This is a genomic window from Wenjunlia tyrosinilytica, from assembly GCF_014646055.1.
Taxonomy (GTDB): domain Bacteria; phylum Actinomycetota; class Actinomycetes; order Streptomycetales; family Streptomycetaceae; genus Wenjunlia; species Wenjunlia tyrosinilytica.
The window spans coordinates 149,777-165,344 of record NZ_BMMS01000016.1 but is presented as its reverse complement, the minus strand read 5'-3'; the positions used below and the strand labels follow the sequence as shown (position 1 = coordinate 165,344).

General features: G+C 72.6%; 10 protein-coding genes. 9 read left to right on the top strand and 1 reads right to left on the bottom strand.

Annotated features, from left to right (window positions below; translation table 11 throughout):
- Positions 1-119: 119 nt before the first annotated feature.
- The 4 genes from dapF (at position 120) to hflX (ending at position 7,015) form a co-directional block, all read left to right on the top strand.
- Positions 120-1,025: a diaminopimelate epimerase gene (dapF, locus tag IEY86_RS19570; protein ID WP_189133044.1), complete on the top strand. Its 906-nt coding sequence runs from the start codon at positions 120-122 to the stop codon at positions 1,023-1,025.
- A 145-nt stretch (positions 1,026-1,170) separates the two neighbouring features.
- The gene (locus IEY86_RS19565) at positions 1,171-3,450 is read left to right on the top strand and encodes a RelA/SpoT family protein (protein WP_189133043.1); all 2,280 of its coding nucleotides are present in this window, start codon (positions 1,171-1,173) and stop codon (positions 3,448-3,450) included.
- 267 nt (positions 3,451-3,717) lie between these two features.
- The gene (locus IEY86_RS19560) at positions 3,718-5,334 is read left to right on the top strand and encodes a M1 family metallopeptidase (RefSeq protein WP_189133042.1); all 1,617 of its coding nucleotides are present in this window, start codon (positions 3,718-3,720) and stop codon (positions 5,332-5,334) included.
- Between the two features lie 160 nt (positions 5,335-5,494).
- Complete coding sequence (gene hflX / locus IEY86_RS19555) at positions 5,495-7,015, top strand: GTPase HflX (protein ID WP_189133041.1); 1,521 nt, start codon at positions 5,495-5,497, stop codon at positions 7,013-7,015.
- A 132-nt stretch (positions 7,016-7,147) separates the two neighbouring features.
- Here hflX and IEY86_RS19550 read toward each other — a convergent pair whose 3' ends face one another.
- Complete coding sequence (locus tag IEY86_RS19550; RefSeq protein WP_189133040.1) at positions 7,148-8,299, bottom strand: trypsin-like serine peptidase; 1,152 nt, start codon at positions 8,297-8,299, stop codon at positions 7,148-7,150.
- Between the two features lie 340 nt (positions 8,300-8,639).
- On the opposite strand from IEY86_RS19550, the gene IEY86_RS19545 reads away from it, so the two are divergent.
- The 5 genes from IEY86_RS19545 to IEY86_RS19525 are packed head-to-tail and all read left to right on the top strand — an operon-like array spanning position 8,640 to position 15,543.
- On the top strand, positions 8,640-8,909 hold the full coding sequence (locus tag IEY86_RS19545) for a hypothetical protein (RefSeq protein ID WP_189133039.1): 270 nt from the start codon (positions 8,640-8,642) through the stop codon (positions 8,907-8,909).
- Positions 8,910-8,923: 14 nt separating this feature from the next.
- Positions 8,924-10,741, top strand: coding sequence for an IucA/IucC family protein (locus IEY86_RS19540; RefSeq protein ID WP_189133038.1), 1,818 nt, complete (start codon positions 8,924-8,926; stop codon positions 10,739-10,741).
- Entirely contained in the window at positions 10,738-11,535 is a 798-nt protein-coding gene (locus IEY86_RS19535; RefSeq protein WP_189133037.1) for a GNAT family N-acetyltransferase, read from the top strand. The genes IEY86_RS19540 and IEY86_RS19535 overlap by 4 nt, the downstream gene beginning before the upstream one ends.
- Before the next feature lie 19 nt (positions 11,536-11,554).
- The gene (locus tag IEY86_RS19530; RefSeq protein ID WP_373287054.1) at positions 11,555-13,393 is read left to right on the top strand and encodes an IucA/IucC family protein; all 1,839 of its coding nucleotides are present in this window, start codon (positions 11,555-11,557) and stop codon (positions 13,391-13,393) included.
- Positions 13,390-15,543 carry an ATP-dependent DNA helicase gene (locus tag IEY86_RS19525; protein WP_189133036.1) on the top strand — a complete coding sequence of 718 codons (2,154 nt, stop codon included), beginning with the start codon at positions 13,390-13,392 and terminating at the stop codon, positions 15,541-15,543. The genes IEY86_RS19530 and IEY86_RS19525 overlap by 4 nt, the downstream gene beginning before the upstream one ends.
- Positions 15,544-15,568: the final 25 nt, after the last annotated feature.

Genomic DNA, 15,568 nt, shown 5'->3' with positions numbered 1-15,568 from the left:
GCGGGGTGAGTGCGTGGGGTGAGTGCGTGGGGTGAGTGCGTGGGCCGCGCTGAGGCGCGGGGCGGCAGGGGCGGACACCTCGCCGGGGCGGCACGGCGCCGGACGCGTAGGCTTGGCGCGTGACCCGCGCACAGCAGCCCAGCCCCGTGCCGTTCCTCAAGGGACACGGCACCCAGAACGACTTCGTGATCGTCCCCGACCCGGACGGTCTCCTCGACCTGTCCGCCGAGGACGTGGCGCTGCTGTGCGACCGCCGCGCCGGCATCGGCGGGGACGGCCTGCTGAGAGTCGTGCGCTCCGCCGCCCACCCCGAGGCCGAGTCGATGGCCGCGCAGGCCGAGTGGTTCATGGACTACCGCAACGCGGACGGCAGCATCGCCGAGATGTGCGGCAACGGCAGCCGCGTCTTCGCCAGGTATCTCGTGGAGGCCGGATACGCCGACCCGGGTGACCTGGCCATCGCCACCCGCGCCGGGGTCAAGCGCGCCCACGTCGCCAAGGACGCCGCCGACGGCACCCCCGGGGACGTCACCGTGGACATGGGCCGTGCCCTGCTGCCCGACGTCGACGGCATCGTGGTCGCCGTCGGGGACCGCCAATGGCCCGTGCGCAGCGTCAACATGGGCAATCCGCACGCCGTCGCCTTCGTGGACGACCTTGCCCACGCGGGCGATCTGCTGTCCGCCCCGCGGGTGACCCCCGAGGATGCCTATCCGGCCGGCGTCAACGTCGAGTTCGTGGTCGACCGCGGTCCCGGCCATGTGGCCATGCGGGTCCACGAGCGCGGATCCGGCGAGACCCGCTCCTGCGGAACCGGCGCCTGCGCGGTGATGGTGGCCGCCGCCCGGCGCGATGGGCGGGACCCGGCTGCCACCGGCCGTCCGGCGACCTATACCGTGGATCTCCCGGGTGGTCGACTGGTGATCACCGAACGGGTGGACGGCGGCATCGAGATGACCGGGCCCGCCGTCATCGTGGCCCGGGGCGAGATCGACGGCACGTGGCTGACGTCAGGTACGCGCTAACCCCCGGCATTTAACCGCATGTTCGCTCGAACGGGTGATGTGAGTCACTCCGGGCGAGAGCCGAGTCGCCGTGCGTGGTGGGGTCGGTAGCATCAAGCACCGGGCGGTGGCCGCCCATCGCCGGTGATCGCAGCCGGAGGTGCCCATGGGCGTCGTTGACCGCAATGCCGCGGGAGCGCCGGACGCTGCCGCCGCGCCGCCGCCCGAGAGCGCGCAGGAGGGCGTTCCCGCCGACCGCAGGCGCGGTCGCGGCTGGCCGCCGCCCGCGATGTGGGCCCGCCGGGCCGAGTTGCGCAGGCTGGGCCGCGCGGCCGTGCTGGGACCGGCCCGCCCGCCGCGGATGCCCGAGCCGCTGGAGCACATCGTCAAGGTGCACCGCGTCCACCATCCTCGCGCCGACCTCGAAGCCCTCCGCCGCGCCTACCTGTTGGCGGCCTCCTCGCACAGCGGGCAGATGCGCAAGAGCGGTGAGCCGTACATCACGCATCCGCTCGCCGTCACCATGATCCTGGCCGAACTGGGCGCCGAGACCACGACATTGGTCGCCTCCCTGCTCCATGACACCGTCGAGGACACCGAAGTGACCCTCGATCAGGTGCGCGAGCAGTTCGGCGAGGAGGTCCGCTACCTCGTCGACGGCGTCACCAAGTTGGAGAAGGTCGACTACGGCGCGGCGGCCGAGCCGGAGACCTTCCGCAAGATGCTCGTCGCCACCGGCAACGACGTCCGGGTCATGGTGATCAAGCTCGCCGACCGGCTGCACAACATGCGGACCATCCGTCATATGCGGCCCGCCAGCCAGGTGCGCATCGCGAAGGTCACCCGGGATGTGCTCATCCCGCTCGCGGAGCGCCTCGGTATCCAGGTCATCAAGACCGAGCTCGAGGACATCGTCTTCGCGACCCTCCACCCCGAGGAGTACGCCCGCACACGGAAGCTGATCGAACGTCATGAGGCGGGCCCGCGCCCCCTGGAGGCGCTGGCCGAGCGGATGCGTCAGGTGCTGCGCGAGGCCAGGATCGGCGGCGAGGTGACGATCCGCGCCCGGCACTGCGTGTCCGTGCACCGGGTCCGGCTCAAGCGCGGCCGCGGCGGTGAACACGACGGCGGGATCGGCGAGTACGACTTCGGACGGCTGCTCGTCGTGGTCGAGGAGGACGCGGACTGCTACGCGGTGCTCGGCGAGCTGCACACGTGCTTCACTCCCGTCATCGCGGAGTTCAAGGACTTCGTCGCCGCCCCCAAGTTCAACCTGTACCAGTCCCTGCACACCGCCGTCGCCACCCCCGAGGGAGGCGTCGCCGAGGTGCTCGTGCGCACCCGCCGCATGCACCGCGTGGCGCAGACCGGTGTCGTGGCGCTCGGCGACCCCGACCACTCGGCGGCGGGGGCCGACGGCGAATCCGCCGCCGACCTCCTGCGCGCGGACGAGCCCAGAGGCGAAGGGGAGCGCGGCGACCCCACCCGGCCCGGCTGGCTCTCGCGCCTGCTGGACTGGCAGAGCGTCACCCCCGACACCGACGCCTTCTGGTCGGCGCTGCGCGAAGAGCTGGCGGAGGACCGGGAGATCGCGGTGTTCACCACCGACGGCCGCACCGTGGAACTGCCCGCGGGGGCGAGCTGCGTGGACGCCGCCTACGCGATGGGGGAGGCAACCGGCCACCGCTGTATCGGCGTGCGTGTGAACGGCAGCCTGGTCACCCTGGCGACGGTGCTGCGGGCGGGGGACGTCATCCAGCTCCTCGTCTCCTCCGACGAGTCCTCGGGGCCCTCCGCCGACTGGCTGGAGTACGCGCGCACCCCGCTGGCCAGGATCGCCATCGGGCGCTGGTTCGAGACGCACCCCGCGCCCGAGCAGGCCCCCACCTCTGCCTCGGACCCGCCCCGTCCGCGTGGCGGCGCGGCCCGCCGGGGCCGCGCGGTCATCGGCGCCCACCCGCAGACCTCCGGCTCCGGCCCGTCCGTCACTGTCGCCGACCGCCCCGACGCGGTGGTCCGGCTGGCCCGCTGCTGCACCCCGGTACCGCCCGACTCGGTCACCGGCTTCGTCACCCGGGGCGGCACCGTGGCCGTGCACCGGGTCGAGTGCGCGGTCGTACGCGACATGCGGGGGGACGGACGGGACCCCGTGGACGTCGACTGGCTGCGCGGCGAGAGCACCGGCTACCGGGCGACGCTGCTGGCGGAGGCGCTGGGCAGGCCGCGACTGCTGGCGGACCTCACCGAGGCCATCGCGTCGGCCGGCGTGGGCATCGTCTCGGCGGCGGTGGAGCCCCCGCAGGAGCTGCGCGTACGGCACACCTACACCGTCGAACTCCCCGACGCGGACGCCCTGCCCGCGCTGATGAAGGCGATGAGGGACGTCCCCGGCGTCTACGACGTCTACCGCGCCCACCACCGCCCCCACATGACGACCGCCCCCTGAGCGTCCAGCGACGAGGGAGACGAGGGAGCGGACCTCGCGAAAGGGAGCGGGACCCAGCCAAGGGGCGCCGGACCCAGCCAAAGGGCGCCGGACCCAGCCAAAGGGAGCGGGACCGGGTCAAGGGAGTGTCGAGGGGGCGCGACAGAGGGAGCCGGGCCTCGGCGCAGGTCGACGGCGGCTCGCACGGCGTACCCCCGTTCGGGTGATGGCCGGGCCTCGCTGACGCGTCGCGGCTGCCTCGCGCGGCCGCGCTGATAAGCCACCTTTATGCCCACCCGCATCGACTCAGTCCGTGTCATCGCCGCCCGTCTCCTGCCCTCCCGCGGGGCCTCGGTCAGGCGCACCGCCGCCGCCGTCATCGCGCTCGCCGCGTTCGCCCCGGCCGCCTTCGTTCCGGCCGCCTCCGCCGTCACCGCTACCGCCCCTCCCGTCGAGGTCCCCGGCCCCGGCGCCGCCGGGGTCGGGGACCGCCTCTATCCCCAGCTCGGCAACGGCGGCTACGACGTGCGCTCCTACGACATCTCGCTCGACTACCGGGACAAGGACCGCCCGCTCGACGCCGTCACCCGGATCTCCGCGACCGCGACCCGCGCCCTGAACCGGTTCAACCTCGACTTCGCCCGCGGCGAGGTCCGCGACCTGCGCGTCAACGGCCTGCCCGCCGCCTTCCGCAGGGAGGGCGAGGAACTGGAGATCAGCCCCGTCCTGCCCATCGCCAAGGACGGCACCATCCGGATCGAGGTCCACCACACCAGCGACCCCGCCGTCGACGTCCGCCAGGGCGGCTGGCTGCCCACCGGCGACGGACTGGCCATGGCCAACCAGGCCGATGCCGCGCACCGCGTCTTCCCGTGCAGCGACCACCCCTCCGACAAGGCCGTCTTCACCTTCCACGTCACCGCCCCCAGGGCCCTGACCGTCGTCGCCAACGGCACGCGGCGCGACCACGCCTTCGTGGGCGACCGCGCCACCTGGACCTACCGCACCGCCCACCCCATGGCCACCGAGCTCGCCCAGGTCTCCATCGGCGACTCGGCCGTCGTCCGCAGGACCGGCCCACACGGCCTGGAGCTGCGCGACGTCGTGCCCAAGAAGGACGCCGCCGCCCTCGAGCCGCGCCTGGCGATGACCCCCGGCCAGATCGCCTGGATGGAGCGCCGCGTCGGCCGCTTCCCGTTCGAGACCTATGGCGTGCTGTCGGCCGACGCCACCACCGGCTTCGAGCTGGAGACCCAGACCCTGTCCCTCTTCGAGCGGCAGGTCATGCTCATGCGCGAGGAAGTCGTCGCCCCGCTGATGGTGCACGAGCTGGCCCACCAGTGGTTCGGCGACAGCGTCAGCCCCGCCGACTGGTCCGACCTGTGGCTCAACGAGGGCCATGCCACCTGGTACGAGTGGACCTACGCCGCCGACAAGGAGGGCGTCGACCTCACCGCCTTGCTGCGCGCCGCCTACGCCGCCGACCCCAAGCTGCGCCGCCAGGGCGGCCCGCCCGCCGCCCCGCTGGCACCGGGCGCGGACGGCAAGCTGGGGATCTTCCGCGGCAATGTGTACTCCGGTGGCGCCCTCGTCCTGTACGCCCTGCGCCAGCGCATCGGCGTCGCGGCCTTCGAGAAGCTGGAGCGCGCCTGGGTGGCGGACCACCGCGACGGCACCGCCTCGACGGCGGACTTCATCGCGCTGGCCTCGAAGGTCTCGGGCAGCGACCAGAAGGCATTCCTGCGCGACTGGCTCTACGGCACGGACACCCCGCCCATGCCCGGACACCAGGACTGGACCGCGGACAGCGGCGACGCACCGCCGGCCGCGGCCGGGCAGCCGCCCCGCTCGGGTCACCGGAGCGCCCCCGCGGGCCCGGCCGGGTCGGAGGGCAAATCCGAGTGACGCGTGTGCCGCGCCGTGCGACCATCGTCGAGACGGCGCGGCCCGGTCCTCCGGCCCGGAACGCGGACCGCCCAGGGGAATCTCCAGGCCCTCGGCATGGTTGTATTCCTCGGCGGGCAGACCCGTCGACCTGGACGTATCCACTGAGCCAAAGGACACAATGACCTCCGCTTTTCACGACAGCCACAGCAGCAGCAACGACGGCGCAGCAGCCGATGAGCGCCGCGGTCGGCTCCCGGAGGACCTTCGTGCCGAGGCCCTGATGGACGAGGAGCTGGCCTACGCCGACGCGGACGACCGCGACGGCGACCAGTACGACCGGACCGACCGTGCGGCCCTGCGCCGTGTGGCGGGACTGTCCACCGAGCTCGAGGACATCACCGAGGTCGAGTACCGCCGACTCCGCCTGGAGCGTGTGGTGCTCGTGGGTGTGTGGACCTCCGGGACCGCCGAGGAGGCCGAGAACTCCCTCGCGGAGCTCGCCGCCCTCGCCGAGACCGCGGGCTCCGAGGTGCTCGAGGGCGTCATCCAGCGCCGTGACAAGCCGGACCCGGCCACGTACATCGGCTCCGGCAAGGCGCAGGAGCTGCGCGACATCGTCTCCGCCACGGGCGCGGACACCGTCGTGTGCGACGGTGAGCTGACGCCCGGCCAGCTGATCCACCTCGAGGACGTGGTCAAGGTCAAGGTCGTCGACCGGACCGCGCTCATCCTGGACATCTTCGCCCAGCACGCCAAGTCCCGGGAGGGCAAGGCGCAGGTCTCCCTGGCGCAGATGCAGTACATGCTCCCGCGTCTGCGCGGATGGGGTCAGTCCCTGTCCCGCCAGATGGGCGGTGGCGGCTCCGGGTCGTCCGGCGGCGGCATGGCCACCCGTGGTCCCGGTGAGACCAAGATCGAGACGGACCGGCGCCGTATCAACGAGAAGATGGCCCGCCTTCGCAAGGAGATCGCGGCCATGAAGACCGGCCGTGACCTCAAGCGCCAGGAGCGCAAGCGCAACAAGGTGCCCTCGGTGGCCATCGCCGGGTACACCAACGCGGGCAAGTCCTCGCTCCTCAACCGGCTCACCGGCGCGGGCGTGCTGGTGGAGAACGCGCTGTTCGCCACCCTCGACCCGACCGTGCGCCGGGCGCAGACCCCCACGGGGCGGCTGTACACGCTGGCCGACACGGTCGGCTTCGTACGCCATCTGCCCCACCACCTCGTGGAGGCCTTCCGCTCCACGATGGAGGAGGTCGCGGACGCCGACCTCATCCTGCACGTGGTGGACGGGGCGCACGCCGAGCCCGAGGCCCAGCTGGCCGCCGTCCGCGAGGTGTTCCGCGACGTGGGCGCGATCGATGTGCCCGAGATCGTCGTGGTCAACAAGGCGGACGCCGCCGACCCCGAGGTCCTGCGGCGGCTGCTGCGCCAGGAGAGCCACGCCATCGTGGTCTCCGCACGCACCGGCCGGGGCATCGAGGAGCTTCGGGCGCTGATCGACGCCGAGTTGCCGCGCCCGTCGATCCTGGTCGAGGCACTGGTGCCGTTCACCCGGGGCGACCTGGTCTCGAAGCTGCACGCCGACGGCGAGCTGCTCCACGAGGAGCACACGCCGCAGGGCACCCGGATCAAGGCCATGGTGCACGAGCTCCTGGCCGCCGAGCTGGAGCCGTTCACCCTGGCGGTGCAGCGCTAGGCACCGAAGGTCCGGGCTCTGCCCGAAGGCGCGGCAAACCGGTACGTGAAGCGGCCCGCCGCCCCCGTTGTCGAACGGGGGCGGCGGGCCGCTTCCGTCGGCCGGGACCGACGCCGACGAGTTCCGCTGCGCCTACTGGTTGGCGAACTTGTCGCTGAGCGCCTTGAAGACGCTCCGCGCGGTGCTGCCCAGGTAGGGGCCGGCCAGCCAGGTGTTGGTCACCGGGCCGATCGAGGTGTTGCTGACGAGCGCGGGCTTGCCGTCGGTGCCGCGGGTGTACCAGCCACCGCCGCTGGAGCCGCCCGTCATCGTGCAGCCGATCCGCAGCATGGTCGGCGCGGAGGCGTCCATGGACAGGCGGGTGGCGCTGTCGGTGCACTGGTGCATCAGCTGCCCGTCGAACGGGGGAGCGGCGGGGTAACCGTAGGCGCTCACACCCTTCTGGAGCGCGCCGCGCGGGGCGTTGAACCAGACGGGGAGCGCGTTGCCGACCGTCTCCTCGAGGGACTTGCCGCCCCGGAGCGGGGTGACCTTGAGGATGGCGAAGTCGTACGCGGCCGCGGGGCCGCCGGTGTGGCCGCCGCCCTCGATCCACTGCGAGGAGGTCTGCGCCCACTCGGCCCAGTACTCACCGTAGGGCGCGACGTCCTGCTGGGTCGCCGACTCGCCCTTGTTGAGGTCCTTGCCGTTGTCGTTGTACGCGGGCACGAACTGGATGTTGCGGTACCAGCCGCCGTCCTTGCCGCCGTGCACGCAGTGGCCCGCGGTCCACACCAGGTTGCTCTTGCCCGGGTGCGCCGGGTCCTTCACGAGGGTGCCGGAGCAGACCATCGAGCCCCGGGGGGAGTCGAAGAAGATCTTGCCGGGGGGAGCGGCGTGGTCGTGGTAGGGCGTCGGCACCCTCTTGGCCTCGACCGGGCTCGGCTCGGGGTCGGTGACGCCCTGGTCGTCCTGCGGGGCAGCCTTGACCTCCTGGTCGAGCGGCTTGGCCTTCGCCATGCGGGACGCGTCCCACAGGTCCTTGACGAGCGGGTTCTTGAAAGCGCTCTGGGCGTGCTGGTCGGCCCAGTTCTTCCAGTCGTCCCACTTCCAGTTCTTCAGCTGCTGAAGGCTCGTGGGCAGGCCCTCGGGCAGCTTGAAGCCGTCCTTTCCGTCCGCCTTCCCCGCGGAGGCGCTGGGCGTGGGGTCCGAGGCCGCACTGTCGTCGGAAGGCCCGCAGGCCGTCACGACGAGCAGCGCGGTGACCGCGCCACAGGCTGCGGCGAGTCGGCGTATCGATGACATCGGGTCAATTCCCCCTGTTGAGACGTGATCCATTCCCCGGCGTGGGGAAACGCGCCACCACTATGCCGGTGATGCTCTGGACGGTTTCGGTCGGGTCCTCGGTTCCATGACGGTGGCCCCCGGTACATGGACGGTCGCCCCCCCGGTACGCGGGCGCTCGCCCCCCGGTACGTGGAGGGTCCGCCCGTGATCGTGCGGGCCTTCGGTCGTTGGACCTGCGGGGCCACGCCACCACAACTACGGCTCGTCGGCGTAAAGTTGCCGGTGGTAGTTGGAGTAAGGCGACCCTTACTTTTCCCTCGTTCCCCGCTCCGGGGATACCGGCGGTTCAGGAGGCGTCGTGATCGGTTCCGCGGAAGGCGCCGGCCCGGTGCGCGCCCACGGCACGACGGCCGACGGCGCCTTCGGCCCCCACCACCTCGACCGCCCTCGCGGTTCCGGCACGGCATCGGCCGCCGCCGATGACCCCGCCGTGAGCCTGCGCGCGGACCCCGTCGAGTCACCGATGGACGGCCACCTCGTTCACCACACCGGCAACCAGCGGTCCTGCGGCGGCTTCACCGGGCAAGGTTGTACGCAGCGCGGAACGCACTCCCCGAAGAGCAGTTGAGGAATGACGAACGCATGAACACCGCACCTGACGCCACGGCAGTCGGCGTACCCGCACAGCTCCCCCGTGCCGCGGCCCCGACCGCCGACCACGATCCGCTGTGCCACCCGGACGCCTACACCGCGGCCGACGCGGCCGCCACCGAGAGCCTTCTGCGCTGCTGGATCCGCGAGACCGGCGTCGAACGCCCCACGGGCGGCACCCTGCGTCTGCCACTGCCCGCCAGCGGCACCGCGCTGCACGCCCCCGTCCGCCACTGGTCGCCCACCGGAGGCCACCGCTTCGGGCGGATCAGCCTCGAGGGCGGCACCGCCGCCGACGCCGTGACCGTCGCCGCCCTGCTGTCCAGGGAAGCCGCGGCGACCGCCCAACTGCCCCCGGCCCAGCGGGACGGCGCCGACCTCGTGGCACGAGTCGCCGACTCCGTACGCCGCACCGAGTCCTTCCTCGCCTACCGCCGCTCCCGGCCCCGCGCCGATCCCGGCACCCACCCGTTCCTCGACGCCGAGCAGTCCCTCGTCCTCGGCCACCCCCTGCACCCGACGCCCAAGAGCCGCGAAGGGCTCGACCACGACGAGAGTGCCGCCTACTCACCGGAGTTGCGGGGCGGCTTCCCGCTGCACTGGTTCGCCGTCGACCGCTCCGTGCTCCTCGCCGACTCGGCCTTCACCCGCGGCGGCCGCCCCGTCACCGCCGACGCCCTCACCGCCGAACTCGCCGGGCCCGCCCTGACGCTGCCGCCCGGCACCGCCGCCATGCCGGTCCACCCATGGCAGGCCGGGCACCTCTCCCGGCAGCCGGCCGTGCGCGAACTCCTCGACGCCGGGCTCCTCCACGACCTCGGGCCCCTCGGCGAGCCCTGGCACCCCACCTCCTCCGTGCGCACCGTCCACCGCGCCGGGGCGCCCGTCATGCTCAAACTCTCCCTCGCCCTGCGGATCACCAACTCCCGCCGGGAGAACCTCCACAAAGAACTCCAGCGAGGAATCGAGGTGCACCGCCTCCTGCGCGGCGGACTCGCCAAGCAGTGGCACGCGGTCCACCCCCGCTTCGACATCGTCCGCGACCCCGCCTGGCTCGCCGTCGCCGCGCCCGAACCGCTGCCCGGGTTCGACGTGGTGCTGCGCCACAACCCCTTCGGTCCCGCGGACGACGCCGCCTGCGTCGCCGGGCTCACCTGCCCGCGCCCCTGGCCGGGACGGCCCGCCACGGCCCTGCGCTCCCGCCTGGCCGACATCGTGGACAAGCTGGCGGGCCGTACCGGACGCCCTGCCGACGCGGTCGCCGCCGAGTGGTTCCTGCGCTACCTCGACGCCGTGGTGCGGCCCATCCTCTGGCTCGACGGCGAGGCCGGAATCGCCCTGGAGGCCCACCAGCAGAACACCCTGGTGCTGCTCGACGCCGACGGCTGGCCAACCGGCGGCCGCTACCGCGACAACCAGGGCTACTACTTCCGTGCCTCGCGCCGGGCCGAACTGGAGGCGCGGCTGCCCGGGATCGGCTCCGCCAGTGAAACCTTCGTCGCCGACGAGGTGGCCGACGAACGCCTCGCCTACTACCTGGGCATCAACAACGTCCTCGGCCTGATCGGGGCGTTCGGCGCCCAGAGGCTCGCCGACGAACGCGTCCTGCTCGCGGGACTGCGCCGCTTCCTCCAGGGCGCTTCCTCCGGCCGCTCCGCACTGCCCCGCCACTTCCTCGACTCACCCACGCTGCGGTGCAAGGCGAACCTGCTGACGCGGCTGCACGGCATGGACGAACTCGTCGGCCCGGTCGACACCCAGTCCGTCTACGTGACCGTCCCCAACCCCGTCGTCCTGGACGCCTCATGACCCCCGAAGGGCCGCCACCGCCGCGTGACCGCGCCGACGACACCCTCGACCTGCACCTGGGGGCGGAGACCGTCGCCGTACTGCCCCGCGCCCCCGTGGACATGGCAGCCCCACCCGGCGACCTGCTCGACCACGTCGCGGCGTGGGGTCCGGCCGCCACCGACGCGGGCGAGTTCGAGTTCGTCCCCGTCGACCTCGACCGGGACCTCGGCATGCTCGCGCGCTGGATGAACGACCCCGCCGTGGCGCAGTTCTGGGAGCTCGAGGGCCCCGCCGCCGCCACCGAGCGCCATGTGCGGGCCCAACTGGACGGCGACGGCCGCAGTGTGCCCTGCCTCGGCGTCCTCGACGGCGTTCCCATGAGCTACTGGGAGGTCTACCGCGCCGACCTCGATCCGATCGCCCGCTACTACCCGGCAAGGCCCCAGGACACCGGGCTCCACCTGCTGATCGGGGCAGTGCGCGACCGCGGCAGGGGACTGGGCGCCACTTTGCTGAGGGCCGCCGCCGACCTCGTCCTCGACAACCGGCCCGCCGGCACGCGTGTGATCGCCGAACCCGACCTGCGCAACACCCCGTCCGTCGCGGCCTTCCTCACCGCCGGGTTCCGCTTCAGCGCCGAGGTGCGACTGCCCGAGAAGACGGCCGCCCTGATGATCCGCGAGCGCGCCCTGCGCCACCGCCTCGGCCCCCCGGTGAGCCCGCCGACAACCCCCCGGAAAGCGGGGAGCGCACCGCGGAACTCCCCCGCGAGCCCCCCGACCAGCTCCGTCCAGCCCACGCCCAGCAACTGAGCCTTCCGAGGAGAAGCCCGTGCCGTTGTTCCGCCCAGCCCACCTCACCGGTACCGCCTGGCGCACCGCCGGAAGGGGGATGCTCGCCAAAGCCCTCTCCGAGTTCGCCTACGAGGAGCTGCTGACCCCGCGGCCCGCAGGCGGCGGGGAGTACAGGGTGCTCCTGGAGTCAGGCACCGAGTACCGCTTCGGGGCCCGGCGGACCGCCTACGGGAGCTGGCGGATCGACCCCGCGTCCGTGCGCCGGGACGGGGCGGAGGCGGACGACCCGCTCACCTTCCTCCTCGACGCCCGCACCACCTTGGGCATCGGTGACGACACCGCGGGCCACCTCGTGCGTGAGCTGTCCGCCACCCTCACCGCCGACACCCGGCTGCTCGCGGACACCCCCACCGCCGCCCAACTGGCCGAGTACGACTACGCGGACCTCGAGGGCCGGCAGACCGGCCACCCCTGGATCGTCCCCAACAAGGGCCGTATCGGCTTCTCCGCGACCGACGCCGACCGCTGGGCCCCGGAGGCCGCCCGCCCCACCAGCCTCCCGTGGATCGCCGTCCACCGCGATCTCGCCGAGTACCGGGGCGTCCCCGGGCTCGACGCGGAGCGGCTGTACCGGGAGGAGCTGACCCCCCGCACACGGGAGGTGTTCGACACGGCCGTACGGGACCGCGGCGGCCGTCCCGAGGACTACCTCTGGCTGCCCGTCCACCCATGGCAGTGGGCAGAAACGCTCCTGCCGCTGTTCGCCGCCGAGATCGCCGCCGACCGGATCATCCCGCTGCCCGAGGATCCGGACCTGCGCCTGCCGCAGCAGTCGGTCCGCACCTTCCTCAACGTCAGCCACCGGCACCGCCGCACGGTGAAGCTGCCGCTGTCCGTCCTCAACACCCTGGTGTGGCGCGGACTGCCCACCGAACGCACCCTCGCCGCCCCGGCGGTGACCTCCTGGATGCTCTCCCTGCGCGGACGCGACCCGTTCCTGAGCGAGGAGTGCCGGGTGATCCTGCTCGGCGAGACCGCCTCCGTCACCGTCCGCCACCCGGTGCTCGAGGCCATCCCCGCCGTCCCGTACCAGTACCGCGAACTCCTCGGCGCCATCTGGCGCGAGCCCGTCGCAGCCCACCTCGAACCCGGTGAGCGCGCCCGCACCCTGGCCGCGCTCCTGCACACCGACGGGGCGGGCCGCTCGTTCACCGCCGAACTGGTCGAGCGCTCCAAACTCAGCCCGGCCGACTGGCTGCGTGCCCTCTTCCACGCCCTGATGCCGCCGCTTCTGCACTTCCTCTACCGCTACGGCGTGGTGTTCTCCCCGCACGGCGAGAACGCCATCGTGGTCTTCGACGAGTACGACGTCCCCGCGCGCCTGGCGGTCAAGGACTTCGTGGACGACGTGAACGTGAGCGCGGAGCCCGTCCCCGAGCTCGAGGCCATGCCCGAGGACGTCGCCGGCATCCTGCTGCGCGAGCCGCCTCGGTTCCTCACGCAGTTCATCCACTCCGGGCTGTTCGTCGGGGTCTTCCGCTACCTCGCCCCGCTGCTGGAGGAACAGCTCGCTCTGCCGGAGGAGGAGTTCTGGCGGCTGCTGCGCGAGGAGATCACCGCCCACCACGACCGCTTCCCCGAGCTCGCCGACCGCTTCGCCACCTTCGACCTGCTCACCCCGCGCATCGAGCGCCTGTGCCTGAACCGCAACCGGCTCCTGCTCGACGGCTACGGCGACCGGCCCGAACGCCCGCACGCCGCCGTTCACGGCACCGTCGCCAACCCCTTGCACACCCCCGCGGTCGTGGCACCCCGTACGCGAATCCCGAGCGGGACCTCGATGTCGGTGGAGGCACGTAGAGTGAAGGAGCTATGACTCGACCTCCTCTCCCCGACCTCCTCCACGCCGCCGTCACCGCGGTCGGCGGCGTTGAGCGCCCCGGCCAGGTGACCATGGCGCAAGCCGTCGCCGACGCCGTCGACCACGGCGAGCACCTGATCGTCCAGGCGGGCACCGGCACCGGTAAGTCCCTGGCCTACCTGGTCCCGGCCCTGGCCCACGGCGAGCGTGTCGTGGTCGCCACCGCGACCCTCGCGCTTCAGCGTCAGCTCGTCGAGCGGGATCTGCCGCGCACGGTGGAGGCCCTGCATCCGCTGCTGCGGCGGCGTCCGGAATTCGCCATGCTCAAGGGCCGGTCGAACTACCTGTGCCTCCACCGGGTCCACGAGGGCGTGCCCGACGAGGAGGAGGCGGGCCTGTTCGACCCCATGGAGGCCATGGGCGGCCCCAGCAGCAAGCTCGGCAAGGACCTGCTGCGGCTGCGCGACTGGGCCGACGAGAGCGAGACCGGCGACCGAGACGATCTGACTCCCGGAGTCTCCGACAAGGCCTGGGCCCAGGTCTCCGTCACCTCACGCGAGTGCGTGGGCGCCACCAAGTGCGCCTACGGGGCCGAGTGCTTCGCCGAGGCGGCCCGTGAGCGCGCCAAGCTCGCCGATGTCGTGGTGACCAACCACGCGCTGCTCGCCATCGACGCCATCGAGGGCGCCCCCGTCCTGCCCAGCCATGAAGTGCTCATCGTGGACGAGGCACATGAGCTGGTCTCCCGGGTCACCGGGGTGGCCACCGGCGAGCTGACCCCGTTCGCGGTGAACCGCACGGTGAAGCGGGCCGCCCGACTGGTCAATGAGAAGGCGGCGGACGCCCTGCAGAGCGCCTCCGAGGGGTTCGAGCGGATCATGGAGCTCGCCCTGCCCGGTCGGCTCGAGGAGATCCCGGAGGACCTGGGCTACGTTCTGGCCGCCCTGCGGGACGCCTGCCGGCTCTGCATCACCTCGCTCGGGGAGGTGCGCGACAAGTCCGTGACCGATGAGGACGTCGTCCGCAAGCAGGCCCTGGCGTCGATCGAGAGTGTGCACGGCACGGCGGAGCGGATTCTCGAGGAGTCCGAGTACGACGTGGTGTGGTACGAGCGCCACGACCGCTACGGGGCCTCCTTGCGGGTCGCTCCGCTCAATGTCTCCGGGCTGTTGCGGGAGAAGCTCTTCGAGGACCGTTCGGTCGTGCTGACGTCCGCGACCCTCAAGCTCGGCGGCGACTTCACGGGGGTGGCGGCGTCGGTAGGGCTCAGCGCGGAGCACCGCCTGCCGGACGAGCCGGTCCGGGCGGCCGCTTCCGGGGCCGGGGCCGTTGAGGCTGAGGTGGAGGAGGAGGCGGAGTCCGCCGACGGGGAGGGCGCGGAGGGCGACGCGGGAGAGGACGGCGGGGGAGAGGATGCCGGGGGCGGGGACGACGGGGGAGGGGAGCCCCAGTGGCGCGGGATCGATGTCGGCTCGCCGTTCGACTACCCCCGGCAGGGCATCCTCTATGTGGCCAGGCATTTGTCCCAGCCGGGCCGTGACGGCTCACGCAAGGACATGCTGGACGAGCTCGCCGAGCTGATGGAGGCCGCGGGCGGACGCACCCTGGGGCTGTTCTCCTCGATGCGCGCCGCCCAGGCGGCGGCCGAGGAGATGCGCGGGCGTCTGGAGCTGCCCGTCCTCCTCCAGGGAGAGGACACCCTCGGCGAGCTGATCCGGGCCTTCGCCTCGGACAAGGAGACCTGCCTGTTCGGCACCCTGTCACTGTGGCAGGGCGTGGACGTGCCCGGCTCCGCCTGCCAGTTGGTGGTCATGGACCGTATCCCGTTCCCGCGCCCCGACGACCCGCTGATGAGCGCGCGGGCCAAGGATGTCGAGCAGCGCGGGGGCAATGGCTTCATGGCCGTCTCCGCCACGCATGCGGCCCTGCTGATCGCCCAGGGGGCGGGCCGCCTGGTGCGGGCCGCGGACGACCGCGGTGTGGTGGCCGTGCTCGACCCCAGGCTGGCCAACGCCCGTTACGGCAGCTTCCTTCGGGCCTCGATGCCGGACTTCTGGTACACGGTGGACCGCAATCAGGTGCGCCGCTCGCTGGCCGCCATCAATGCCTCGGCGCCGGAGCCCCGCCCCGTGGCATCGCGCACCCTGACCGCTCCGGCCCCCTGATCACCGGGGGCGTACGCCTCGACGC

Excerpts from the sequence above, each read along its gene's own strand:
- IEY86_RS19565 (WP_189133043.1), top strand. The coding sequence starts at position 1,171 with ATGGGCGTCGTTGACCGCAATGCCGCGGGAGCGCCGGACGCTGCCGCC.
- hflX (WP_189133041.1), top strand. The coding sequence starts at position 5,495 with ATGACCTCCGCTTTTCACGACAGCCACAGCAGCAGCAACGACGGCGCA.
- IEY86_RS19525 (WP_189133036.1), top strand. The coding sequence starts at position 13,390 with ATGACTCGACCTCCTCTCCCCGACCTCCTCCACGCCGCCGTCACCGCG.
- IEY86_RS19560 (WP_189133042.1), top strand. The coding sequence starts at position 3,718 with ATGCCCACCCGCATCGACTCAGTCCGTGTCATCGCCGCCCGTCTCCTG.
- IEY86_RS19540 (WP_189133038.1), top strand. The coding sequence starts at position 8,924 with ATGAACACCGCACCTGACGCCACGGCAGTCGGCGTACCCGCACAGCTC.
- IEY86_RS19535 (WP_189133037.1), top strand. The coding sequence starts at position 10,738 with ATGACCCCCGAAGGGCCGCCACCGCCGCGTGACCGCGCCGACGACACC.
- IEY86_RS19550 (WP_189133040.1), bottom strand. The coding sequence starts at position 8,299 with ATGTCATCGATACGCCGACTCGCCGCAGCCTGTGGCGCGGTCACCGCG.